The following is a 24288-nucleotide window of genomic DNA, read 5'->3' as shown; positions in this document are numbered from 1 at the left end:
CGTGCTCCGCCCGGAAGCATCAGCGGCAGTCCACCGCCCCCGCCCCTCATCGTCACCCGTTCCATGACAACGATGTCAGGCCAACTCCAAAGGAGAGCGCATGCCCCCTGCGCCCCGACTGGTCGCCGCGACAACCGCGCTCCTGCTGCCCGTGGGAGTCCTCGTCGCCGCGCCGATGGCCAGTGCCGCACCCCCTCCGCCCGGCGCCTTCAGCTCCTCGTTCGAGTCGACCGACCCGCGCCCCGCCGCGAGCACGGTGGAGGTCGGCCGGAACGGAAAACCCGTCCAGGGCAACCTGAGTGGCACCCCCACCACCCTGCCCGGCAGCCTGCTCGACCAGGTCAGCGTGGTGACCGCCAGTGGCGAGAACGCGCCGAACGAGGTCGCCGCCAACCTCGCCGACGACGACTCGTCGACCAAGTGGCTGGTGTTCGACGAGACCGGCTGGGTGACCTACCGGCTGGCGACGCCGGCGACGGTGCTGCGGTACTCGCTGACCTCCGCGAACGACGCCCCCGGCCGGGACCCCCGCGACTTCGTCGTACAGGGGTCGAACGACGGCAGCACCTGGACCGACCTGGACCGGCGTACCGGCCAGACGTTCGGCGGACGCTTCGCCACCAGGGTCTACAGCTTCACCAACCCCACCGCGTACGGCTTCTACCGCCTGAACGTCACCGCGAACTCCGGTGACACGCTCGTGCAGCTCGCCGACTGGAACATCAGCGACGGCTCGGACGTCCGGCCGCCGGCCACCCCGATGGTCACCGAGGTCGGTGCCGGCCCGGAGGGCGGCTACACCACCAGGCCGGGCGTCGGGTTCACCGGCCTGGCCGCGCTGCGCTACGCCGGCGGCGCGGAGGGCGACGGCCGCTCGTACGCCACCAACCAGCTGTTCGACGTGGACATCCCGGTCGGCCCGAAGACCCGACTGTCGTACAAGATCTTCCCCGAGTTCACCAACGGCGACGCCCGGTACCCGTCCACGTACGCCGCCCTCGACCTGCGCTTCACCGACGGCAGCTACCTGAGCCAGCTCGCGGCCGTCGACCAGCACGGCTACCCGCTGACCGCCACCGGGCAGGGCGCCTCGAAGGTGCTCTACGCCGACCAGTGGAACGCGGTGCAGGCCGACCTGGGCGCGGTCGCGCGCGGCAGGACGATCGACCGCATCCTGCTCGCGTACGACAACCCGCAGGCCGCCGGGGTCACCCGCTTCCAGGGGTGGCTCGACGACATCGCGGTGACCCCCTCGCCGGCGCCCATCGACGGCTCGCGGCTGACCAACTACGTCGACACCCGGCGCGGCACCAACTCCACAGGCGGGTTCTCGCGCGGCAACAACCTGCCGATCACCGCGGTGCCCAACGGCTTCAACTTCCTCACCCCGGTCACCGACGCCACCTCCGACTCGTGGGAGTACGAGTACCACCGGATCAACAACGCGGAGAACCTGCCCATGTTGCAGGGCCTCGCGATCTCCCACGAGCCCAGCCCGTGGATGGGTGACCGGAACCAGATGTCGGTGATGCCCGTCGCCGGCGACCGCCCGCTCACCGGTGCGCCGTCCAGCCGGGCCGTCGCCTTCAGCCACGACGACGAGACGGCGCGGCCCGACCTGTACCGGGTCGCGCTGCGCAACGGCCTGACCGCCGAGATGGTCCCCACCGACCACGCCGGCATCATGCGGTTCACGTTCCCGTCCGGGCAGCAGACCGGCAGCCTGGTCTTCCACAACGGGACGTTCACCATCGGCGCGGACGGCACGGTCACCGGCTGGGTCGACAACGGCAGCGGCCTGTCCGCCGGTCGCAGTCGCATGTTCGTGTCCGGCGCGTTCGACCGGGCGCTGACGGCGACGTCCGCGACGTCCGCCACCTTCGACGTCACCACCGAGCGTCAGGTGACGATGCGGATCGCCACGTCGTTCCTCTCCGTCGACCAGGCGCACCGCAACCGCGACCTGGAGGTCACCGGTCGCGGCTTCGAGCAGGTCCAGGCCGCCGCCACGGCGGCGTGGAAGGACCGGCTCGGCCGGGTCGAGGTACGCGGCGCCACCGAGACGCAGCTGGTCACGATGTACTCCAACCTGTACCGGCTGAACCTGTACCCGAACTCGCAGTCGGAGAACACCGGCACCGCCGCCGCGCCCCGCTGGCAGTACGCGAGCCCGGTGTCGGCGCCGACCGGCACGTCCACCGCCACCCGGACCGGCGCGAAGATCGTCGATGGGCAGATCTACGTCAACAACGGTTTCTGGGACACCTACCGGACCGTGTGGCCCGCGTACGCGCTGCTCTATCCGGACGTGGCGGCCCGGATCGCCGACGGGTTCGTCCAGCACTACCGCGACGGCGGCTGGATCGCCAGGTGGTCGTCCCCCGGCTACGCCGACCTGATGACCGGCACCAGCGCGAACGTGGCGCTCGCCCAGGCGTACCTCACCGGGGTCAAGCTGCCCGACCCGCTCGCGGCGTACGACGCGGCGGTGAAGGACGCGACGGTCGCGTCCGGACGCTCCGCGGTCGGCCGTAAGGGCATCGAGACGTCGCTGTTCCTCGGCTACACGCCGACCTCCACCGGAGAGTCGGTGTCGTGGGCGCTGGAGGGCTACATCAACGACTACGGAATCGGCAACATGGCCGCCGCGCTGGCCAAGGACCCGGCCACGCCGAAGTCGGAACGGCGGCGGCTCACCGAGGAGTCCCGGTACTTCCTGGAGCGGGCCCGCAACTACGTGCACCTGTTCGACCCGAAGACGAAGCTCTTCCAGGGCCGCGACGCCGCCGGCACGTTCCTCGCCGGTGACCCGCTGGACTGGGGTGGCGTCTACACCGAGACCAACGGGTGGAACTTCGCCTTCACCGCCCAGCAGGACCCCCGGGGTCTGGCAAACCTGTACGGCGGTCAGAAGGCGCTGCGGGCCAAGCTCGACACGTTCTTCGCCACGCCCGAGAACGCCGACCGCCCCGGCGGGTACGGCGGGATCATCCACGAGATGCTCGAGGCGCGGGCCGTACGGATGGGTCAGCTCGGTATGAGCAACCAGCCGTCGCACCACATCCCGTACATGTACGACGTCGCCGGCGCCCCGGCGAAGACCCAGTCGATCGTGCGGGAGCTGCTGCGCCGCCTCTACGTGGGCAGCGAGATCGGCCAGGGCTACCTGGGCGACGAGGACAACGGCGAGATGTCGGCGTGGTACGTCCTGAGCTCGTTGGGCATCTACCCGTTGCAGGCCGGGTCGTCGCAGTGGGCCATCGGCTCGCCGCAGTTCACCAGGATGACAGTCCACCGCGCGGCCGGTGACATCGTGGTCAACGCGCCGAACAACAGCACCAGGAACGTGTACGTGCAGGGCGTGAGCGTCAACGGCAAGAAGCAGCGCGGCGTGTCGGTGGACGTGTCCACCCTCGCCCGGGGCGGCACCATCGACTTCCAGATGGGCCCCAACCCGTCGTCCTGGGGCAGCGGCAGGAACGACGCCCCTCCCTCGCTGACCAGGGGCGACGACGCGCCGAAGCCGTTGCAGGACACCACCGGCCCGGGTCTCGGCACCGCGACCGCGACCGGTGGGCAGGACGCCGCGACGCTGTTCGACGACTCGTCGACCACGCAGCTGACCTTCGCCTCCGCGACCCCGCAGATCGGCTGGACCTTCCGGGGCGGCAGGCAGCGGCCGAGCTACTACACCGTCACCTCCGGTGCGGCCGCGGGCGATCCGTCGGACTGGCGGTTGCAGGGTTCCAACGACGGCATCACCTGGACCACCGTCGACTCCCGCAAGGACCAGGTGTTCCGCTGGCGCAACCAGACCCGTCCGTTCACCATCGACAGGCCGGGGCGGTTCGCGCAGTTCCGGCTCGCCGTGACGAAGACCGTCGGCGGCGCGCAGACGAACCTCGCCGAGATCGAACTGCTCGCCGGGGGAGACCTCGACCTGTCCGGCGGCGATGTCACGGTCACCGCCGCGGACGCGGTGCGCGCGACGTCCGGCGTACCCGTCTCGGCGCCGCTGGCGACCGTCACCGGCGGCACCGCCAGCGGCTACCGGGCCACCATCGACTGGGGTGACGGCACGCCGGTCACCGAGGGCACGGTGACGCCCAGCTCGCGGGCCGTCTACCGGATCGGCGGTTCGCACACCTACGCCACGCCGGGCTACCACCAGGCGAGCGTCACGGTGACCGACGGCACCAGTCAGAGTTCCGCGACGGTCGGCGTCGACGTGGCGTACGTCCCGAGTTCCGGTCTGGCCGCCGCGTTCGACAACGTCTGCGTCGGCGACGAGGGGGTCCTCGCGGCGGACTGCGACGCCAAGTCGTGGGCGTACTCGCGGGCCGCCCTGGCCGCGGCCGGCGTGACCCAGGGTGAGCGGCGGCAGGTGCCGGGTACGGCGCTGGGGTTCGCGCTGCCGGTGATCCCGCCGGGGCAGCCCGACAACGCCACCGGCAACGGCGCGACGATCGCCCTCGACCTGCCGGCCGACGCCCGGAACATCTCGTTCATCGGCGCCGGCACGCAGGGCAACCAGAGCACCACGGGCACGGCGACGTTCAGCGACGGCAGCACCGCCAGCATTCCGATCCAGATGAGCGACTGGACGTTGGGTGGCAACCCCAACGGCACCCCGTCGTACGGCAACATCGTCGTGGCCAGGTCGGCGTACCGGCTCAGCGGCACGAGTCGGGACGGTGCCCAGCCGTTCCTGTTCGCCACCGCGCCGTACCAGATCCCGCAGGGCAGGACGCTGGTCTCGGTGACCCTGCCGACGCAGACCGGCGACCCGCGCTCGGCGGGCCGGATCCACGTGTTCGCCGTCGCCGACGACGGCACGCCGGCCGCCGCCCTGGCGACCGTCGCGCCGAACGACCAGAGCGCCACCGCCGGGCAGGCCTTCGCGGCGAAGCTCGGTTCGGTGACCGGCGGCGTTCCCGGCGCCACCGGCTACCGGGCCCGGGTCCAGTGGGGTGACGGCACGGTTCCGGACGACGTGACGGTCGGGGCGTCCGGTGCGATGACCGGTCAGCACACCTACGGGCGCGAGGGCACCTACACGGTGCGCGTCACGGCGTGGGACACGCGGTCGAGCAGCACCGGCAGCTTCACGGTGACCGTGACACGGGGCGGGGTCCGGCCGGCGATCGCGCTGGCGGCGTCCGCGACCGTCGGCACCGGGGACGCGATCACCGTCGACGGCAGCGGATTCGCCGCCGGCGAGCGGGTGACCGTCGACGTCGGGACCGACCCGGGGCGGAGCACGACCGTCGCGGCCTCCGCGAAGGGGACGGTGCGGGTCTCGGTGCCGACGTCGGGTGACGCCGCGCCGGGTCGCTACGCGGTGACGGCCACCGGCGCGTCCTCGCGGACACCGGCGACGGCGACCGTCCAGGTCACCGGGGACGAGCAGGCGCCGACCCACCGGCCGCGGGTCGCGTTGCTGAGCACGTCCGGCCCGCGTGGCGCGTCGATCACCCTCGACGGTTCCGGGTTCGCGCCGAACGAGGCGGTCACCGTCACGTTCGGCGACGGCCTCGCGGTCAGCACCGTACGCGCCAACGCCGACGGTGTGCTCGCCGGTGCGGCGTTCAGCGTCCCGGGTGCCGCGACGGCGGGCGCGACAGGTGTGACGCTCACCGGTGCCACGTCGGCGACGACGGTGACCCGACCGTTCACGGTCACTCGGTGAGCCGGAGGTAGTGCAGCCGCGTCGGGCGGGCCGTGACCACGGCCCGCCCGACGCGTTCGTGCCGCCAACCCCCGTCGGATCGGGCGGCCAGGGTCAGGCGGAGCCCGCGGCCAGTCTCAGGTGCCAGCGGGAGCCGTGGTCGGTGAGCCGGACGATCGCCAACGGCTCGACGTCCACCTGCCGGTACGTCGCCAACGGCAGTCCCAGGGCGTGCACGACCGCGACCCGGATGACGAGCGGGTGGGTGACGGCGGTGATCCGCCGTCCGCGTCCGCGCTGGCCGTCCAGCCAGTGGCCGACCCGGCTCCGCAGCGCGGCGACGGACTCGCCACCGTGGGGTGCCGCGTCCGGCGCCGACAGCCACTCGCGCAGTGCCCGGGGCTCCTCGGCGGCGATCTCGTCGAGGGACCGCCCGGTCCAGTGGCCGTGGTCGCAGTCGGAGAGCGCGACCTCGACGGTGGGCGCCAGGCCGAGCGCCTCGGCGGTCTGGAGGGCCGCGAGGGCCGGACTGGACACGCAGACCCGGGTGCGCCCCCGTCGGCCCTCGGCTGGGGCCTGGGCGAGGGCGGCCCGCAGGCCACCCTCGTCCAGGCCGTCGTCCGTGCCGCCGAAGCGGGCCCGCCGCTGGGCGGCGGTGTGACCGTGTGCGACCAGCCGCAGGCTGGTGGCGGTCACCCGGCCGGCGCCGCGGCCGTGGCCCGGCGGTGGCGGTGCTGCATCAGGGCCGCGAACAGCAGGCCGGTCCCGGTCCAGAGCACCACCTGGGTGCCGAGCGAGGCCAGCCGGAAGTCCCACAGCAGGGTCGCGGGGAAGTCGGCCGGCACCTCCTGGAAGGACGGCATGACCACATAGGACACCACAGTCACCAGCAGGAACCCGCCGACTGCCGCCGCGGCGCGCAGCCCCGACGGCGCCCCGGCGTCCACCGCCCGGTAGCCCAGCGAGCCCGCCCAGACCGCCACCAGGCCGAGCACCACCATCAGCAGGTAGGTGACCGTGCGCTGGTTGATGGTCGCCGGGTCGCCGACCGCGGGCGGGTTCGCCGGATACTTGAGGAACGGCACGACGACCGCGCCGAGCAGCGCCGCGCCGGCCAGCGGCAGCCCCGAGCGGCCGTCGTCGTAGGCGCGTCGCCGGCGGGCCAGCAGGACGTACGCGGTGGCCAGCAGGCCACCCATCGCGGCGCCGAACAGGCCGGTGGCGAGGAACAGGCCGCCGCGTTGGACGTCCCGGCCGACCAGGGCGTCCTCGTGGTCGTGCCCGCCGGCCGCCGGCTCGGCGTGCGCCGTCTCCTCGATCGCGATGGCCGCCTCGACGTGGGGTTCGCCGACGGCGTACGCGAACACTCCCGCGAGCAGGCCGGCCACCAGCCCGGCGAGCAGGCCGCGGACGAGGACGGTGACGAAGGCGGGAGCGGTGGGGGTGGCGGTCAGTGGCACGGAACGCCCAGCAGGTGCCGGCCGTCGTGCATGAGTTCGTGCAGGTACATGCCGCTGCGCGAGACCGCGCCCTGGTCGAAGGCGACGAGGTAGGCCAGCAGGGTGAGCGCGGCGACGGTCACCAGGACCATCCACAGCAGACGCGCGGTGCCAGCGGGAGAGACCAACGGCTGGCTGGACGTGGAACTGGACATGAATACACGAACCTCCCCGGGGATGACGCGTCCCCATCGCAAGGCTGCGGACGACCGAGCGTCCTGGCTCGCGGCCTCCGGATGAAGCTGGAGGACCGCTCACAGTGGCGCGACCGCGCCGGATTCACACCGGCTTCCCTCGCGTCGCCGCAGATAGTGGGTCGACGGTAGCGGTGCCGCCCCGGACGGTCAACCCGACCTGGATCGGTGTCCCGTCGACGCCGATGATCGGACGATATTCGTCCTACCAACAGCCGGGACCGCACGGTGTCAGGTGGACGGTCAGGCCCGTCTATGGGGCGTAAAGATATGATGCTTGCCGGGCGTCTGCCACTGGTGACAGGGGCCAAACCGAGCGAGCGAGGTCTGGGTTGAACGTGAGCGCGCCAGGGCGGGAGCCGACGACGCCGGACGAGCCGGCCGAGCGGCCGGGCATCGTCGACGCGCACCACCACCTCTGGGTCCGGGCGCGGCACCCGCAGCCCTGGATCGACCCGGACACCATGGCCGCGATCGACGCCGACTTCACCCCGGTGGACCTCGCCCCGGTCGCGCGCGCCGCCGGAGTCACCCAGACCATCGTCGTGCAGTCCGTCGCCACCCGGACCGAGACGCCCGAGTTGCTGGGGATCGCGGCCGACGATCCCCTCATCACCGGGGTCGTCGGCTGGATCGACCTCACCGCCGTCGACGTCGCGGACCGTCTCGACCGGCTCCGGGCGGGCCGTGGCGGGGAACGCCTCGTCGGGATCCGCCACCTCGTGCAGTCCGAACCCGACCCGGCGTACCTCGACCGTCCGGACGTCCGGGGGGGCGTCGCGGCCGTGGGCGCCGCCGGCCTCACCTTCGACCTGCTGGTACGCGACCACCAGCTGCCGGCGGCCACCCGACTCGTACGGGACCTGCCCGGGACGCGGTTCGTCCTGGACCATCTCGGCAAGCCCACGCTGGGGCGGGCCGATCTGGGCGACTGGCCCCGCGACCTGCGCGCGCTCGCCGCTGAGCCGAACACGACGGCGAAGCTCTCCGGCCTGGTGACCGAGGTGGACGGGCCGACGTGGACGACTGCCGACCTGCGACCCGCCGTCGAGCACGCGCTCGACGTGTTCGGGCCGGACCGGCTGATGTTCGGCTCGGACTGGCCGGTGTGCCTGCTCGCCTCCTCGTACCAGCGCTGGGTCGACGCCCTCGCCGACCTGCTGGCGCCGCTCGGCGACGACGAGCGTGCGGCGATCTGGCGGAGGACCGCCCGCCGCGCGTACCGGCTGCCGGTGTCGTGACACGGCGGATCTCGCGGACGACGGCGAGATGCGCCGACCCTTCGGCGGTCGCGTCACGCTGACGCGCGTCAGGCGATCCCGGCCGTCCACGCCGCGCCGACGCATAGCGATTTGTCGATAGCATGCTCTGGCAGGCGGTGGTCCCGTCGTGGACCTCGGCCGTCGCGGCATGCGCCGGTTTGATCGGACGTATGCGGCTCGTGGCTCGGGTAACGATGCCAAAACATGGCGGCAAGACCTTGGCAACATACGTGAATGCATGGCATGGTAACGCCTGATCGATGGAAACATCCGACCTATCTCGACGGTGATCGGGCTGCCGGTCATGGTCCCCGTGCGGGGTGGCTCGGTTTCTGACAAGCGCCCCGCTCACCGGCGGTGATCCGTCGGGGTGCCGGCGCCACGCTTGGGGAGGTCGGATCCGACGATGAGTACCGTCGAGGCAACCGCCGGCAGGCAGCGTGGCGAGCTCAGCGACTGGTTCCGGGAACGGATCTCGCACGCCGTCTCCGAGTTCACCGCCGCCACCGCGCTCGTCGTCCTGTTCATCGCGCTGAGCTTCGCCAGCCCGTACTTCCTGACCGCCGACAACCTGTTCAACATCGGGGCGCAGACGGCGGTGATCGCCATCATCGCCGCGGCGCAGACGATGGTCATCATCACCAAGGGCATCGACCTGTCCGTGGGGTCGGTCGCCGCGCTCGCCGGCGTCGTCGGGGCGATGGTCGTGCGTGACCTCGGCTTCCCACTCTGGGCGGCGACGGCGGTCGCGCTCGGCGTCGGCGCGCTGGCCGGGTTGGTGAACGGACTGCTGATCACCGTGGCCCGGATCCCGCCGTTCATCGCGACGCTCGGCTCGATGTCGGTCGGTCGCGGCCTGGTCTTCATCATCACCGGCGCGGTCGGCGTGTACGGGCTGCCCCGATCCTTCCAGCTGCTCGGCAACGGCGAGATCATCGGCATCCCGTTCGCCGTGGTGATCACCGCCCTCGTGGCGGTCGGGGTCGCCTTCCTGCTCTCCCAGACCCGCTTCGGCCAGTACACGTACGCGATGGGTTCCAACCTGGAGGCGGCCCGCCGCTCGGGCATCCGGGTGGGCCGGCACCTGACCGGGGTGTACGTGCTGGCGGGCGTGCTGGTCGGGCTCGGCGGCATGATCGCCGCCTCCCGCGTCAACTCCGGTCAGCCCAACTACGGCATCTCCCTGGAACTCGACGTCATCGCCGCAGCCGTCATCGGAGGCGCCAGCCTGTTCGGCGGGCAGGGCCGGATCGTCGGGACGATCATCGGCGCGTTCCTCATCGCCCTGGTCCGCAACGGCGCCGTCCTGCTCGACATCAGCATCCACTACCAGCAGGTGATCGTCGGCCTGATCATCTGGGCCGCCGTCTACTTCGACCAGTACCGCCGCCGGCGGCTGGAATCACGGGGTTGACATGCCATTTCGAGAGTCCGATCGAGGAAGGACACACACCATGGCGCACACCACCACCAGCCGGCGTACCCGAGGTCGCCTCCTGCGTACCCGGGCCGTGCTGGCCGCCGTCGCCGCGACCGCCCTGCTCAGCGCCTGCGGCGGTGTCGAGGTCCGCGACGGGGGCGACGGCGCGACCAAGGACGCGAGTGGGCCACTGAAGCTCGCCGTGGTGCCCAAGGCCGTCGGGGCCGACTACTGGAACACCGTCAAGGCGGGCGCCGAGTGCGCCGCCCAGCGTGCCGGCGACGTCACCGTCCAGTGGGACGGGGTGACCACCGAGACCGACGTCGAGGGGCAGGTCAACCTGATCCAGAACTTCGTCACCAAGAAGGTCGACGGGATCGTCTACGCGGCCACCGACTCCCGCGCGTTGGCGCCGGCCACCGACCAGGCGCTCGGCGCCGACATCCCGGTCGCGATGATCGACTCCGGCACCAGCCCGCAACCGGCGAACGTGCCGCTCTTCGCCACCGACAACAAGGCGTCGGCCGTCGAGGCCGCGAAGTTGCTCGCCACCGAACTCGGCCCCGGCAACCACGACGTGGCGCTTGTCGAGTTCCAGCCCGGGTCACAGACCAACACCGAGCGGGTCGACGGCTTCAAGGCCGGCCTGGCCCAGTACCCCAACCTGAAGCTGGTCGGCCAGCAGCCCAGCCGCAGCGACGTCAACGAGGCGCGGCGCGTCACCGAGAACATCCTCACCGCCAACCCCAAACTCGCCGGCATCTTCGCCGCCAACGAGCCGAGTGTGCTCGGCGCGGCGCAGGCGATCCAGGCCGCGGGCAAGTCCGGCAAGGTCGTCATCATCGGGTGGGACGCCGCTCCCGACGAGATCGCCGGAGTGCGCAACGGCCAGATCTCGGCGCTGGTCGTGCAGAACCCGTTCAAGATGGGCTACTTCGGCGTCGACAAGATGGTCAAGCACCTGCGGGACAAGGCGCCGCTGGCGTCGGCCGACACCGGCGTCACGTTCGTCACCAAGAAGAACATCGACTCGGCGGAGATCAAGGCGGTGCTCGAGCCCAGCTGCGCGAACCCCCCGGTGCAGTGATGGCCACGACTCCCACGGCCAGCGCCGACGTCGACGCGCGGCCACCGGCCGGTGAGCCGCCGGTCCTCGAGGCCCGCGGCATCGTCAAACGGTTCGGGCACGTCGAGGCGCTGCGCGGCGCCGACTTCACAGTCCACCGGGGCGAGGTCGTCGCGCTGATCGGTGACAACGGCGCCGGCAAGAGCACCCTGATCAAGACGCTGTCCGGCGTGCACCCACCCGACGAGGGCGAGATCCGGGTTGGTGGCCGTCAGGTGCGGTTCTCGACCCCCGTCGACGCCAGGCGCGCGGGGGTGGAGACCGTCTACCAGGATCTCGCCGTCGCCGACGACCTGAGCGTCGCCGCCAACCTCTACCTGGGACGGGAGATCCTGCGCTCCGGGCCACTCGGGCGGCTCGGTCTGCTCGACAAGCGGGCCATGCGGCAGGGCGCCGCGGCGGCCCTGGACGAATTGGGCGTACGGATTCCCCGGGTCACCACACCGATCGCCATGCTGTCCGGCGGGCAGCGGCAGTGTGTGGCGGTGGCCCGGGCGATCATCTGGGCGACGAACGTGGTCATCCTCGACGAGCCCACCGCGGCGCTCGGAGTCGTCCAGACCGCACGGGTGCTCGACGTCGTCCGGCGGGCCCGCGACGCCGGCATGTCGGTCGTCCTGGTGAGCCACAACATGCCGCAGGTGCTGGAGATCGCCGACCGGATCGAGGTGCTGCGGTTGGGCCGGCGGGCCGCCCGCCTGCGTGCCGGCGAGGTCACCACCGACGACCTGGTCGCGGCGATGACCGGGAGCACCGGCCCGGAACGGGAGGATCGGTGACGGCGGTCGTGGACGACGGCGGGTCCGGGTCGGCGACGGGGCGTACGCCGCACCTCACCGCCCTGGGGTTCGGCGCCGCGCAGGGGGGCAACCTCTACCGGGCGACGTCCGAGGAGGACTTCGCCGCAGCGGTGGACACCGCGTGGGACGGCGGCATCCGGTACTTCGACACGGCGCCGCACTACGGCCTCGGTCTGTCCGAGCGACGCCTGGGCGCGGCTCTGCGCTCCCGGCCGCGCGACGAGTACGTGGTGTCGACGAAGGTCGGCCGGCTGCTGGTGCCCTCGCCGGAGACCGCGCACCTGCCGGATCCGGAGGGGTTCGCGGTCCCGGCCGACCATCGGCGGGTCTGGGACTTCAGCCGCGACGGCGTACACCGGTCGTTGGAGGCGAGCCTTCGGCGTACCGGCCTGGATCGGATCGACATCGTGTATCTGCACGACCCGGACGAGCACTGGGAGCAGGCCGCGTACGAGGCGGTGCCGGCGCTGGTGGAGCTGCGGGAACAGGGGGTGGTCGGTGCGATCGGCGCCGGGATGAACCAGTCCGCCATGCTGGCCCGGTTCGTGACGGAGACCGACGTCGACGTGGTCATGTGCGCCGGCCGGTTCACCCTGCTGGAGCAGGGCGCGCTTGTCGACCTGCTCCCCGCCGCGCGGGCCCGCCGGGTCGGCGTGGTGATCGCCGGGGTCTACAACTCCGGACTGCTGGCCCAGGAGACCCCGCCGGCGGACGCGGTCTACAACTACCAGCAGGCCCCGGCGGAGGTCATCGAGCAGGCCCGGCGGACGGCGCGGGTGTGTCAGCGGTACGGCGTCACCCTGCCCCAGGCGGCGTTGGCGTTCGTCCGCCGTCATCCGGCCGTGGTCTCGACCGTGGTCGGCATGCGCGACGAGGCGCAGGTGACCGAGACGCTGCGCCGCTCGGCAGCCGAGGTGCCCGATCAGCTCTGGGCGGCGCTGTACGAGGAGGGGCTGCTCGACGCGGGGGCGTGAGCGGTCACGCCCCGCCGTTCTCGCCGTTGGTGTCGGTGTCGTCGGGCAGCTCCTGCAACGACTCCTCCACCCCGATCAGGTGGTTGGCCATCCGGGTGCGGGCCCGCTCGGGATCGCGCGCCACGAGGGCCCTGAGGATCGCGACGTGCTCGTCGTGGGTACGCCGGTCGGCGCCCTCCTCGTGCAGGCTCCGCCACAGCCGCCCGCGCAGGGTGCGCCCGGCGAACGCCTCGATCAGGCCGACGAGCACCGGATTGTCGGCGTGCACCGCGATGATCCGGTGGAAGGCGATGTCGATTTCCATGATGCGTTCGTGGTCCTGCGGTGACCGGCCCGCGATCCGGGCCGCCTCGTCGAGCAGGTCGCCGGCCTGGGCGAGGGCCTCGTCGGTGATCCTGGTCGCCGCCAGCCGGGCGGCCTCGCACTCCAGCAGGCGCCGGACGGTGTGGATGTGCCGGGCGTCGCCCTGGCCCTGGAAGTCCACGACGAAGCCCATCGGCGCCAGCAACTGCGGCGCGTCCAGGTTGGTGATGTAGGTGCCGTCACCCTGGCGGATGTTGACGATGCCGAGGATCGACAGGGCCGACATCCCCTCGCGCAAGGAGCCCCGCGAGACGCCGAGCGACTCGGCGAGGTCCTTCTCGATGGGCAGCCGGTCCCCGGGCTTGAACGTCCCCTCGAGGATCATCCGCTTGATGCCGTTCACCACTTCGTCGGTGCGGGACACGACGCGACTCCCCCTAGCGGCCGGCGGGGGTGGCCGTCCCACCCGCGATGACGTACGGCTGCGGAGATGCCACGGTAGCCGGGTCCGCCGCCGCCCAGTAGTGGCCGTCGGGGAACCGGTACAGCCCGATCGACTCCTGACGCATCCGGGTGGAGTAGCCGGGCTGCTCGGGCAGGACGTAGCCGCTGCCCGAACCGGTGTCCCGTACGACGCAGGGGTCGGTGAAGTGCTCGTGCAGGTGGTCGACGAACTCGGTGACGCGGCCGGTGAGGTCCCCGGAGACCGCGACGTAGTCGAGCACCGAGATGTGCTGGACCATCTCGCACAGCCCGACGCCGCCGGCGTGCGGACACACGGGGACGTCGAACTTCGCGGCGAGCAGCAGCACGGCGACGATCTCGTTGACGCTGGCGAGCCGGCCGGTGTCCAGTTGGCAGAAGTCGATGGCCCCGGCCTGGAACAGCTGCTTGAACATCACCCGGTTGTGGCAGTGCTCGCCCGTGGCGACCCCGATGGGCGCCACGGCGCGACGGACGGCCGCGTGGCCGAGGATGTCGTCGGGGCTGGTCGGCTCCTCGATCCACAGTGGTGTGAACCGGGCGAGGGCGCTGACCCACTCGATGGCCTGACCGACGTCCCACACCTGGTTCGCGTCGATCATCAGGTGGCGGTGCGGGCCGAGGATCTCCCTGGCGATGGTGCACCGCCGGATGTCGTCGTCGAGGTTGGCGCCCACCTTGAGCTTGACGTACCCGTAGCCGGTGTCCACGGCCTCCTGGCACAGCCGGCGCAGCTTGTCGTCGTCGTAGCCGAGCCAGCCGGCCGAGGTGGTGTAGGCGGGGTAGCCGGTGCGGTGCAGCTCGGCGAGGCGGTCGGCCTTGGTGCTCTCCCTGGCGCGCAGGATCGCGAGCGCCTCGTCGCGGGTCAGCGCGTCGGACAGGTAGCGCAGGTCGGCGATGTCGACGAGCTGCTCGGGGGACATGTCGACGAGCAGCCGCCACAGCGGTTTGGCGGCGAGCCGGGCCACCAGGTCCCACGAGGCGTTCAACACGGCCGCCAGGGAGAGGTGGACGACGCCCTTCTCCGGGCCGAGCCACCGCAGCTGCGAGTCGGAGGTGAGCAGGCGGTAGACCGCCCCCATGTCCGCCGCCATCGTCGCCACGTCCAGGCCGACCAGGCGGTGTGCCTGGTGGACCGCCGCGGCGACGACGATGTCGTTGCCGCGCCCGATGGTGAAGGTCAGGCCGTGACCGGCGAGCGGCGCTCCCGCGCTGTCCACGCCGTCGGTGTGCAGGACGACGTAGGCCGCCGAGTAGTCACCGTCCTTGTTCATGGCGTCCGAGCCGTCAGCGGTGAGGGAGGTGGGGAAGCGGACGTCCTCGACGGTGACGGCAGTGATCTGCGGCATGCGCTCCTCGCCCGGCTCGGGGAAAGATCAGATGATGACTGGGAGTGTACGGATGGTCGATCGAGGCCGTCAACGACGTCGATCGACGTCCGGACCCATACATCCGATGTTTCCGGTCGTCACCAGAGGCCGGCGGCGCGGCTCCGTCGCACGTCGGGGAGCTGCGCCGACCGCCCGACGTCGGTCTTCTGTCAGCAGGAAGATTGGATGTTCGCACCGGACGGTCGTGGAGGTGGCCTCGCCTGCGCGGCACCTGCCGCATCCTTCGACCTGATACATCGAATCTATTTGTCAGCTCCGGCCTGGGGCGAGGCCCGGGACGCCGTACTGCCGGTCCAGGACCTGCATGGCGGCGCCCGCCGCGATCACGTCCGCGCCGAGGCTGGACAGGGCGACGTCGGTGACCAGCCAGTCCGCCCGCGGCACCTCGGTGTGCACGGCCTCCCGGACCGCCGCGAGGTAGGCCCGCCGATGCCGCAGCAGGTCGGCGCCCGCCAGCACGACGTGGGCGAGGTCGAGGGTCTGGAGCAGGTTGACCACGCCGACGGCCAGGACCCGGGCGGCCCGTGCGACGTCGCCGGCCTCGACCGCCCGGTTGTGCACGATCTCCAGGCATCCGTTGCGTCCACACACGCAGCGCGGGCCGTCGAGGTCCACGACGGTGTGGCCGAACTCGCCGGCGTTCGTGTGCGCGCCCCGGTGGGCCGCGCCACCCAGCCAGAAGCCGCCGCCGATGCCGGACTCGACCATGATCAGGGCCGCGTCGCCGAAGGTCCCGCCGTGCCGCCACGCCTCGGCCGTGACCCCCGCGGTGACGTCCTTGTCCAGGTGGACCGGCAGGCCCAGGTGCGCCTCGGCGAGCTCGCGCAGCGGTACGTCGTGCCAGTGCCGCAGACCGTGGGCGTCCCGGACCAGGCCGTTCTCGTGATCCAGCGGGCCGATCATGCCGATACCGACCCCGGTGAGCCGACCCCGCAGCTCGTGGCCTGCGGTGATCGCGTCGACGCCGGTGCGCAGGGCGTGCAGCAGATGGTCCGGGGTGAAGTCGCGGGGGAGCGGGCTGACCGCCGAGTGGTGCACCGCGCCGGCCAGGTCGACGAGCACCAGCCGCAGTGTGCGCCGGGCGACGTGCGCGCCGACGGCGTACCGGCTGTCGGGGACCAACTCGTAGATGACGGCGGGTTTGCCGATCCCCGGACGGCGGACGCCGGCGGACCGGATCAGGCCGTCGGCGGTCAGCCGGGCGATGACCTTGGAGACCGCCTGCGGGGTCAGGCCGGTCGCGGTGACGACGGTGGACCGCTCGAACGTCGGCAGGGTACGCCCCACCGCCATCACCAGCGCCTGGTTGTAGCCGCGCAGGAACGTCACGTCGGCTGTGGTGCGCGTCATCTCGACACCCTATTACGCAACGCTGTTGCTAAATTCTTCCGGTGGATGGACTGAGCAGAAATCGACGCCTCGCGGCGGTGGCCGCCCTGGCCCTGGGCGGGGTGGCGGTCGGCCTGACCGAGTTCGTGGCGATGGGCCTGCTGCCCGACATGGCGCGAGGCCTGCTCCCGCGGGAGTACGCGCTGTCGCCGTCCGACGCGGTCGCCCGGGCCGGCTGGATGATCACCGCGTACGCGCTCGGCGTGGTCGTGGGCGCTCCGCTGATCGCCGCGCTGAGCGCACGACTGCCCCGCAAGAAGCTGGTGCTCGGGCTGCTCGTCCTGTTCGCCGTCGGCACCGTCGCGTCGGCGACCGCTCCGACGTTCGACCTGGTGCTTGTCGCGCGGTTCGTCGCCGCGCTGCCGCACGGCGCGTACTTCGGGGCGGCGGGTCTGCTCGCGGCGGCCCTGCTGGGCCCCGGCAACGAGGCCCGTGGCTTCGCCGCCGTGCTCAGCGGGCTGACCGTGAGCAACGTGGTCGGCGTACCCCTGATCACCCGGCTCGGGCAGTCGGTCGGCTGGCGTACCGCGTACCTGGTCATCGCGGGGGTCTTCCTGCTCACCCTGCTCGCGGTCCTGGCGGTCGTCCCGGAGGTCGCCGCGGCCGTGGAGAGCTCGCCGGCCGCCGAGCTGCGGGCCCTGCGGACCCGGCAGGTGTGGCTCGTCGCGGCGACCGGGGCGGTCGGGTTCGCCGGCTTCTTCGCGGTCAACACGTACATCGCTCCGGTCACCACCGACGTCGCCGGCCTCGCCGCCGCGACGGTGCCGTGGGCGCTCGTCGCGGTGGGCCTGGGCATGACCGTCGGCAACGCGCTCGGCGGCTGGCTCGCGGACCGGGACCTGCGCCGCAGCATGATCGTCGGCTTCGTCGCGATGATCGTGAGCATCACCGTCTTCGGTCTCGTCGCGGCGAACCCCGTCGGCCTGTTCGTGGGGGCGTTCCTGGTCGGCGCGACGAGCCTGTACCTCGGGCCGGTCCTTCAGGCACGCCTCATCACCGTCGCCCCGGGCGCCCAGCTCATGGGCGCCGCCATGAACCAGTCGGCGATGAACATCGCGAACAGTCTCGGCGCGGCCCTGGGCAGTGTCGCCATCGCCGCCGGCTTCGGCTACCTCGCGCCGGCCTGGGTCGGTGTGCTCCTGGCCGTGCTCGGGTTGGGCCTGGCCGGTGTCAGCTTCACCGTCGAGCGCCGCTCGCGCACCCCCGAGCCGGTCCCCGTCGCAGGCTGAACCGCCCGTGACGGCCGTCACCGACACGCCCGACACCGAGATGTGGGGTGTGACAACTCTGCTGTCCCTATATATGGTGTCGAGCGCAGCTGGTTCGGCCGCTCATCCACAGTGGTCGAGGCAAGAGGGAACCCGGTGGGAATCCGGGACTGTCCCGCAGCGGTGAGTGGGAACGACCGCCGTCATCAGCACTGGGCCGCGACGCGGCCTGGGAAGCGACGGCCAGTAGGGGACCGGCGAGACCGGTCACGCCCGCGAGTCCGAAGACCTGCCAGCGCGCCGTACGCCCGCACCCGGGCGCACGGCGGTCCGAGGCCGCGTGGGACGGCCGACGCCACCTGACCCGCGCCGTGCCGGCGTGGTGTCCGCCGGTGTCTGCCCCCTCGCGTCCGGACCAACAGGTCTCGAACTCTCCGAGGAGCGAGTGGTGACAGTCACCGAGGTAGTCCCGTCCGCCGGCGACACGGCACCGCGCCGGACGCAGATGCGGGTCCGCAAGCGCGACGGCGCCACCGAACCGGTGGACGTCAACAGGATCGTCCGGGCGGTCGAGCGCTGGTCCGACGACCTCACCGACGTCGACCCGCTGCGGGTCGCGACCCGCACGATCAGCGGCCTGTACGACGGCGCGACCACCGCCGAACTGGACCGGCTGTCCATCCAGACCGCCGCCGAGATGATCGGCGAGGAGCCGCAGTACTCGCGCCTGGCCGCCCGACTGCTGTCCGGGTACGTCGACAAGGAGGTCCGCCGGCAGGGCGTCACCTCGTTCAGCGCGGCCATCCGCACCGGTCACGCCGAAGGACTGATCGGTGACGACACCGCCGCGTTCGTGGCCGCGCACGCAGCGACGCTCGACGCCGCCGTCGACCCGGACGGCGACCGGCGGTTCGAGTACTTCGGCCTGCGCACGGTGTACGACAGGTACCTGCTGCGGCACCCCAGCACCCGGCTGGTGCTGGAGACCCCGCAGTTCTGGCTGCTGCGGGTGGCCTGCGGCCTGTCCAGCACACCCGACGAGGCCGTCGACTTCTACCGGCTGATGTCCAGCCTGGCCTACCTGCCCAGCTCGCCGACGCTGTTCAACTCCGGCACCCGGCACACCCAGATGTCCTCCTGCTACCTGGTCGACTCGCCGCGCGACGAGTTGGACTCGATCTACCAGCGGTACGCCCAGGTCGCCAACCTGTCCAAGTTCGCCGGCGGCATCGGCATCGCGTACTCCCGGGTCCGGTCCCGGGGCGCGCTGATCCGCGGCACCAACGGCCAGTCCAACGGGATCGTGCCGTGGCTGCGGACCCTCGACGCGAGCGTCGCCGCCGTCAACCAGGGCGGCCGGCGCAAGGGCGCGGCCTGCGTCTACCTGGAGCCGTGGCACCCGGACATCGAGGAGTTCCTGCACCTGCGGGACAACACCGGCGAGGACGCCCGGCGCACCCACAACCTCAACCTGGCCAACTGGATCCCGGACGAGTTCATGCGCCGGGTCGAGGCCGACGGGATGTGGTCGCTCTTCGACCCGCACGAGGTGCCGGAGCTGCCCGACCTGTGGGGCGAGCGGTTCGACGCCGCGTACCGGGCCGCCGAGGCGCAGGGCCGCTTCGTGCGGCAGGTCCCGGCGCGGGAGCTGTACGCGACGATGATGCGCACCCTCGCCCAGACCGGCAACGGGTGGATGACCTTCAAGGACGCCGCGAACCGGCTGTGCAACCAGACCGCCGACGACGGCAACGTGGTGCACCTGTCCAACCTGTGCACCGAGATCATCGAGGTGTCCAGCGACGCCGAGACCGCCGTGTGCAACCTCGGCTCGGTCAACCTCGCCGCCCACCTCGCCGACGGTGACCTGGACTGGGAACGGCTGCGCGCCACCGTACGCACCGCCGTGACGTTCCTCGACCGGGTCATCGACATCAACTACTACCCGACCCCGCAGGCGGCGGCGAGCAACCCGCGCTGGCGCCCCGTCGGGCTCGGGCTGATGGGCCTTCAGGACGTGTTCTTCGCGCTGCGGCTGCCGTTCGACTCCCCGGCCGCGCGGGAACTGTCCACCCGGATCAGCGAAGAGCTGTACCTGACCGCGCTGGAGACCTCCGCCGACCTGGCCCGCCAGTTCGGCGCGCACCCGGCGTACGCGCAGACCCGCGCCGCGCGCGGCCAGCTCCAACCCGACCTGTGGGGCGTCGAGGGTACGCAGACCGCCCGCTGGGCGGCGCTGCGCGAGCGGGTCGAGGCGTACGGGCTGCGCAACTCGCTGCTGGTGGCGGTCGCCCCGACGGCGACAATCGCGTCGATCGCCGGCTGCTACGAGTGCGTCGAGCCGCAGGTGTCCAACCTGTTCAAGCGCGAGACCCTGTCCGGGGAGTTCCTCCAGGTCAACACCGCCCTGGTCCGCGAGTTGAAGGCCCGTGGCCTGTGGACCGAACCGATCCGCTCGGCGATCAAGCGCGCCGAGGGCTCGGTGCAGGACATCGCGCAACTGCCGGCCGGCGTCCGGGAGCTGTTCCGCACCGCCTGGGAGCTGCCGCAGCGGGCGTTGATCGACCTGGCCGCCGGCCGCGCGCCGTTCATCGACCAGTCCCAGTCGCTGAACCTGTTCCTGGCCTCACCCACCATCGGCAAGCTCTCCTCGATGTACCTGTACGCCTGGAAGGCCGGCCTGAAGACCACGTACTACCTGCGGTCGCGCCCCGCGACCCGCATCCAGCAGGCGACCGTGGCCGTCGTCGCGCCCGTCGCGTCCCTGGCCGTCGGCACGGCCGACGCCGAGGCGCTGGCCTGCTCGCTGGAGAACCCCGAGTCGTGCGAGGCCTGCCAGTGACCGCCACCGACGCCACCACCGACCCCGGCACCAGAGACACGAGGACCACGCACATGCTGCTCGACCCCGGGATGGACCTCACCCTGCGCCCGATGCGCTACCCGCACTTCTTCGACCGGTTCCGCGACGCCATCCGCAACACCTGGACCGTCGAGGAGGTCGACCTGCACGCCGACCTCGCCGACCTGGACAAGCTGTCACCGGCCGAACGGCACCTGGTGAGCCGTCTGGTGGCGTTCTTCGCCACCGGCGACACGATCGTCGCCAACAACCTGGTGCTCAACCTCTACCAGCACGTCAACAGCCCCGAGGGTCGCCTCTACCTGTCCCGGCAACTGTTCGAGGAGGCCGTGCACGTCCAGTTCTACCTCAACCTGCTGGACACGTACGTGCCCGACGAGACCGAGCGGTTCGCGGCCTTCGCGGCCATCGAGAACATCCCCTCCATCCGCCGCAAGGCCGAGTTCTGCTTCCGCTGGATCGACTCCCTGAACGATCTGCGGGAGCTGCGGACCCGCGAGGACCGGCGGACGTTCCTGCTCAACCTGATCTGCTTCGCCGCCTGCATCGAGGGGCTGTTCTTCTACGGCGCGTTCGCGTACGTCTACTTCCTGCGCTCCCGGGGCCTCCTGCACGGGCTGGCGTCCGGCACCAACTGGGTGTTCCGCGACGAGTCCATGCACATGGCGTTCGCGTTCGACGTCGTCGACACGGTACGCGCCGAGGAACCCGACCTGTTCGACGACGACCTCGCCCACCAGGTCCGCCTGATGCTCACCGAGGCCGTCGAGTGCGAGGTCCAGTTCGCCGAGGACCTGGTCGGCCAGGGCGTACCCGGTCTGACCCTCACCGACATGCGGGAGTACCTCCAGCACGTCGCCGACCGGCGCCTCGCCCAGCTCGGCATCGACGCGCACTACGGGTCGGCGAACCCGTTCGCCTTCATGGAGTTGCAGGACGTGCAGGAGCTGTCGAACTTCTTCGAGCGGCGGGTGTCCGCGTACCAGGTGGGGGTGAGCGGCACGGTCGCGTTCGACGACGACTTCTGACAGCCGCCGGTCCTTGATCACTTGACGCTGAGCAGTCGTCGACGAGCTGATCTGACTACCGAGCATCAAGTGATCGAGGAGCCGGCATGAGCACGGGCGGCAGGTCCCGGCGAAAGCCGGTGGCCGCGATCTGCCGCGGCCCTGCCCCAGCGACCTTCCGGCCTTCCGCGCCACGATGGTCGAGGAGTTCGCCGAGGGTGAACACGTCCGCCGGAGGGCGACCGCCTGACCGGATGGGGCTCAGGGCCGGGAGGATCAGCCCAGCCCTGAGGGGCCACGGCCGAGCATCGGTCGTCGGCGACTTGTCGCCTCGACGCAGCCCGATCTGGTGATTGCCCGGGGTTTACCCCGCGTGACCCGGTCGAGCCGGACCGCATGACGGGTGGAGCAGCGATCGGGACGACCGGCGCGGGGACGGGTGCTGTCCGTCAGGCGTGCCCTGTGGTCGCTGGCCGTCGGTGTCGTCGCCGGGACGGTCAGCGCGCTGATCGGGGCACCGGAGTTGACGCCGCTGGTGATCTGGACGATCGCGGCGGGCACGATCCTCGTCTGGGTGTGGCGGGCCTGCTGGTCGGCGAGCCCGGGGCGTACCGAGCAGCTTGCCGAGGCGGAGCAGCACTCCCGTTCCACCGATGCGGCGATCCTGATCGCGTCCGTCATCAGCCTCGTCGCCGTGGCCGAGGCGCTCATCCGCGCCTCGAACAAGCAGGACATGGTGGCTGTCACGCTGGTGATCCTCGGCGTCGTCGCGGTGGTCCTGTCGTGGGCGCTGGTGAACACGGTATTCGGGCTGAAGTATGCCCGGCTGTACTACCTCGACGATGGCGGCATCGACTTCAAGCGGGATGATCCACCGGCGTACGCCGACTTCGCGTACGCCGCCTTCACAATCGGCATGTCCTACGCCCCGAGCGAGAACGAACCGAGCAGCACTCGCGTGCGCCGGGTCGCGCTCGGGCACGCGCTGCTCTCGTACACCTTCGGAACCGGCATTCCACCCGCGCCTGCGGGCCGCGATGCACGCCTGTCTGGGGCTGGGGGTCGGCGTCGGCTGGCTCGTCAGGGACGTCTTCCCGCCCCACTCCACGGGTGACACCGTGCTCGGCGCCGTGGTCAGGGGCGTGCTGGCGGCCGGTCTCGTCACCGCACTGCTTGTCGCCTTCCGGTACGTGCGACCCGTCCGCGACGAGGCCGCCCGCTAAGGGGCGACGGCCGTCGCGGGCGGCATTCAGGGGTGGCTCGGTGGAAGACCTGACACCAGGATCAGGGGTCGGACCGGGGCATCGCCGGAGGTCTGGTGGCCGCCGGTGGCCAGATGATGGCGGGCATGAGACACGCTGCGCTCTCCGTGGTCGCCGGGCCGGCCGGCATCATCGCCTATGGGCTCATCCGCCTGTGGGGGCGGTCCGACGACGTGTACGGCCCCGGGCTCGACTGGCAGGCCGCGCACCTGGCCGGCCTCGCCGGCATGGTGTTCTTCGTGCCGGCCGTCCTCGCGCTGTCCCGCCTGCTGCCCCGCAGCCGGTGGCGCAGCGCCGTGGTGGGGCTGACGCTGGTCGGGCTCGGTGCCACGATGGTGCAGTTCGGGGCCGACATCGTGGAAGGGCTGCTGGCCGAGGACCGGGCGGAGATGTCGGCGCTGAGCAGGGACTTCAAGGACATCCCCGGAGTCGGGATCGCCTTCTACGACGTCGTACCCCAGATGTTCTTCCTCGGGCTGCTCGTCCTGACCGGCATGCTGGCGGCCCGGCGGCTGGTGCCGTGGTGGAGCGTCCCGCTGCTGCTGGCGGGCATCGTGCTGCCCGTGGTCACCCTCGACCTGCTGCCGGTCGGCGGCCTGCTCATGCTGGCGGCGTTCGCGCCGGCGCTGCCGGCCCTGCGACGCGCGGCGGCACACCAGGAGCCGTCCCCGACCGTCCGCTGAGGACCACCGGGTCCAGCCTGCCGGTCGGCGGGGTGGTCGAGCGGGCATCGCTCTCAGTCCGGCATGCCGGCGCACGTCGTCCCGTCGATGGTGCAGGCCGTGGGGGAGGCGCCGACCGTGGCGCCGTTCACCCGGAACGTCACCCGCACCGACGCGCCGGCGGGCACCTGCCCGGCGTCGTCGTCCGGCACGAACGTCCACACCGCACCGTCCTGCACGGCCCGCGCACCCTCGACCTGACTGACCCGCAGCGACTCCCGGGGCAGGGTGACCGCCAGCGTCCAGCGCGGCACCGGAACCCGGCCCGGGTTGCTGATCGTCACGCTGGCGCCGTAGCTGAGCAGCGCCGTGTCCGCGATGGCGAACTCCGCGCCCAGCGCCGCTGGTACAGGAGCCGTCGTCGAGGCGGACGGGGTCGGGCCGCCGGTGGACGGACCGGCGGTCGGCGGCGCGGTGGGTGTGCCCGACGGTGCCGGAGGCGCGGTGGTGACCGCCGGGATGGCGTGCGCCCGGGGCGTGCCGGCCGGCGGCGTCCCGACCTGGTCGACCGGCGGCGGCGGGTTGAGGGTCACCGGCGCCAGCTTCTCCGGCGTCCGCAGCACCACGATCACCGAGACCGTCGTCGCGACCAGCACCCCGAGTGCCGAGACCACCGCGACCCAGGTGGCCCGCGAGACGTCGCTGCGACCGGTGAGCACCCGCCGTGTGGCCGATGCGACGGCCACGACCCGGTCCAGCACAATGATCGCCACGGTA

18 protein-coding genes and 2 riboswitches are annotated in these 24288 nt (G+C 71.8%); of the genes, 11 read left to right on the top strand and 7 right to left on the bottom strand.

What is annotated here, in order from left to right:
* Positions 1–100: 100 nt before the first annotated feature.
* Positions 101–5689, top strand: a complete 5589-nt coding sequence (locus ABZS77_RS08310; protein ID WP_354819157.1) for a GH92 family glycosyl hydrolase — start codon at positions 101–103, stop codon at positions 5687–5689.
* Positions 5690–5782: 93 nt separating this feature from the next.
* Here the strand turns inward: ABZS77_RS08310 and ABZS77_RS08305 are convergent, their stop codons facing one another.
* Genes ABZS77_RS08305 through ABZS77_RS08295 form a run of 3 tightly spaced genes read right to left on the bottom strand, consistent with a single transcriptional unit; the run spans position 5783 to position 7322 of the window.
* Positions 5783–6364: a histidine phosphatase family protein gene (locus ABZS77_RS08305; protein ID WP_354819154.1), complete on the bottom strand. Its 582-nt coding sequence runs from the start codon at positions 6362–6364 to the stop codon at positions 5783–5785.
* Positions 6361–7128 (bottom strand): CbtA family protein, encoded by a 768-nt coding sequence (locus ABZS77_RS08300; protein ID WP_354819151.1) that lies wholly within the window; start codon positions 7126–7128, stop codon positions 6361–6363. The genes ABZS77_RS08305 and ABZS77_RS08300 overlap by 4 nt, the downstream gene beginning before the upstream one ends.
* A complete protein-coding gene (locus ABZS77_RS08295) occupies positions 7119–7322 on the bottom strand; it encodes a CbtB domain-containing protein (protein ID WP_354819148.1) in 204 nt (67 codons plus the stop codon). Before ABZS77_RS08295 ends, ABZS77_RS08300 begins: the two co-directional genes overlap by 10 nt.
* Positions 7323–7380: 58 nt before the next feature.
* A riboswitch (cobalamin riboswitch) is annotated at positions 7381–7460 on the bottom strand.
* A 239-nt stretch (positions 7461–7699) separates the two neighbouring features.
* Here ABZS77_RS08295 and ABZS77_RS08290 point away from each other — a divergent pair.
* The 5 genes from ABZS77_RS08290 to ABZS77_RS08270 all read left to right on the top strand — a co-directional run bounded on the left by ABZS77_RS08290 (position 7700) and on the right by ABZS77_RS08270 (position 12943).
* Positions 7700–8602 carry an amidohydrolase family protein gene (locus ABZS77_RS08290; RefSeq protein ID WP_354819145.1) on the top strand — a complete coding sequence of 301 codons (903 nt, stop codon included), beginning with the start codon at positions 7700–7702 and terminating at the stop codon, positions 8600–8602.
* A gap of 427 nt (positions 8603–9029) precedes the next feature.
* Positions 9030–10037 carry an ABC transporter permease gene (locus ABZS77_RS08285; protein WP_354819142.1) on the top strand — a complete coding sequence of 336 codons (1008 nt, stop codon included), beginning with the start codon at positions 9030–9032 and terminating at the stop codon, positions 10035–10037.
* A gap of 40 nt (positions 10038–10077) precedes the next feature.
* The gene (locus ABZS77_RS08280) at positions 10078–11130 is read left to right on the top strand and encodes an ABC transporter substrate-binding protein (RefSeq protein WP_354819139.1); all 1053 of its coding nucleotides are present in this window, start codon (positions 10078–10080) and stop codon (positions 11128–11130) included.
* Entirely contained in the window at positions 11130–11948 is an 819-nt protein-coding gene (locus ABZS77_RS08275) for an ATP-binding cassette domain-containing protein (RefSeq protein ID WP_354819136.1), read from the top strand. The genes ABZS77_RS08280 and ABZS77_RS08275 overlap by 1 nt, the downstream gene beginning before the upstream one ends.
* Complete coding sequence (locus tag ABZS77_RS08270) at positions 11945–12943, top strand: aldo/keto reductase (protein WP_354819133.1); 999 nt, start codon at positions 11945–11947, stop codon at positions 12941–12943. Before ABZS77_RS08275 ends, ABZS77_RS08270 begins: the two co-directional genes overlap by 4 nt.
* Positions 12944–12947: 4 nt before the next feature.
* Here the strand turns inward: ABZS77_RS08270 and ABZS77_RS08265 are convergent, their stop codons facing one another.
* The 3 genes from ABZS77_RS08265 to ABZS77_RS08255 all read right to left on the bottom strand — a co-directional run bounded on the left by ABZS77_RS08265 (position 12948) and on the right by ABZS77_RS08255 (position 16470).
* Complete coding sequence (locus ABZS77_RS08265; protein ID WP_354819130.1) at positions 12948–13670, bottom strand: FadR/GntR family transcriptional regulator; 723 nt, start codon at positions 13668–13670, stop codon at positions 12948–12950.
* A 13-nt stretch (positions 13671–13683) separates the two neighbouring features.
* Entirely contained in the window at positions 13684–15078 is a 1395-nt protein-coding gene (locus tag ABZS77_RS08260; protein WP_354819127.1) for an enolase C-terminal domain-like protein, read from the bottom strand.
* A 291-nt stretch (positions 15079–15369) separates the two neighbouring features.
* A complete protein-coding gene (locus ABZS77_RS08255) occupies positions 15370–16470 on the bottom strand; it encodes an ROK family protein (protein ID WP_354819124.1) in 1101 nt (366 codons plus the stop codon).
* Positions 16471–16511: 41 nt separating this feature from the next.
* Between ABZS77_RS08255 and ABZS77_RS08250 the strand changes: the two genes are divergently transcribed.
* The 5 genes from ABZS77_RS08250 to ABZS77_RS08230 all read left to right on the top strand — a co-directional run bounded on the left by ABZS77_RS08250 (position 16512) and on the right by ABZS77_RS08230 (position 23532).
* Positions 16512–17738: an MFS transporter gene (locus ABZS77_RS08250; RefSeq protein WP_354819121.1), complete on the top strand. Its 1227-nt coding sequence runs from the start codon at positions 16512–16514 to the stop codon at positions 17736–17738.
* A 73-nt stretch (positions 17739–17811) separates the two neighbouring features.
* Positions 17812–18029, top strand: a riboswitch (cobalamin riboswitch).
* Positions 18030–18222: 193 nt separating this feature from the next.
* Positions 18223–20559 (top strand): ribonucleoside-diphosphate reductase subunit alpha, encoded by a 2337-nt coding sequence (locus ABZS77_RS08245; protein ID WP_354819584.1) that lies wholly within the window; start codon positions 18223–18225, stop codon positions 20557–20559.
* A gap of 53 nt (positions 20560–20612) precedes the next feature.
* On the top strand, positions 20613–21608 hold the full coding sequence (locus ABZS77_RS08240) for a ribonucleotide-diphosphate reductase subunit beta (RefSeq protein WP_354819581.1): 996 nt from the start codon (positions 20613–20615) through the stop codon (positions 21606–21608).
* Positions 21609–22110: 502 nt separating this feature from the next.
* On the top strand, positions 22111–22701 hold the full coding sequence (locus ABZS77_RS08235; protein WP_354819118.1) for a DUF1345 domain-containing protein: 591 nt from the start codon (positions 22111–22113) through the stop codon (positions 22699–22701).
* A gap of 234 nt (positions 22702–22935) precedes the next feature.
* The gene (locus ABZS77_RS08230; protein ID WP_354819115.1) at positions 22936–23532 is read left to right on the top strand and encodes a hypothetical protein; all 597 of its coding nucleotides are present in this window, start codon (positions 22936–22938) and stop codon (positions 23530–23532) included.
* Positions 23533–23585: 53 nt separating this feature from the next.
* Here the strand turns inward: ABZS77_RS08230 and ABZS77_RS08225 are convergent, their stop codons facing one another.
* On the bottom strand, positions 23586–24284 hold the full coding sequence (locus ABZS77_RS08225; RefSeq protein ID WP_354819112.1) for a cellulose binding domain-containing protein: 699 nt from the start codon (positions 24282–24284) through the stop codon (positions 23586–23588).
* Between the last annotated feature and the right edge of the window lie 4 nt (positions 24285–24288).

The organism is Micromonospora sp. NPDC005298 (assembly GCF_040607375.1).
GTDB lineage: Bacteria > Actinomycetota > Actinomycetes > Mycobacteriales > Micromonosporaceae > Micromonospora.
This window is presented reverse-complemented; position numbering and strand designations above follow the sequence as displayed.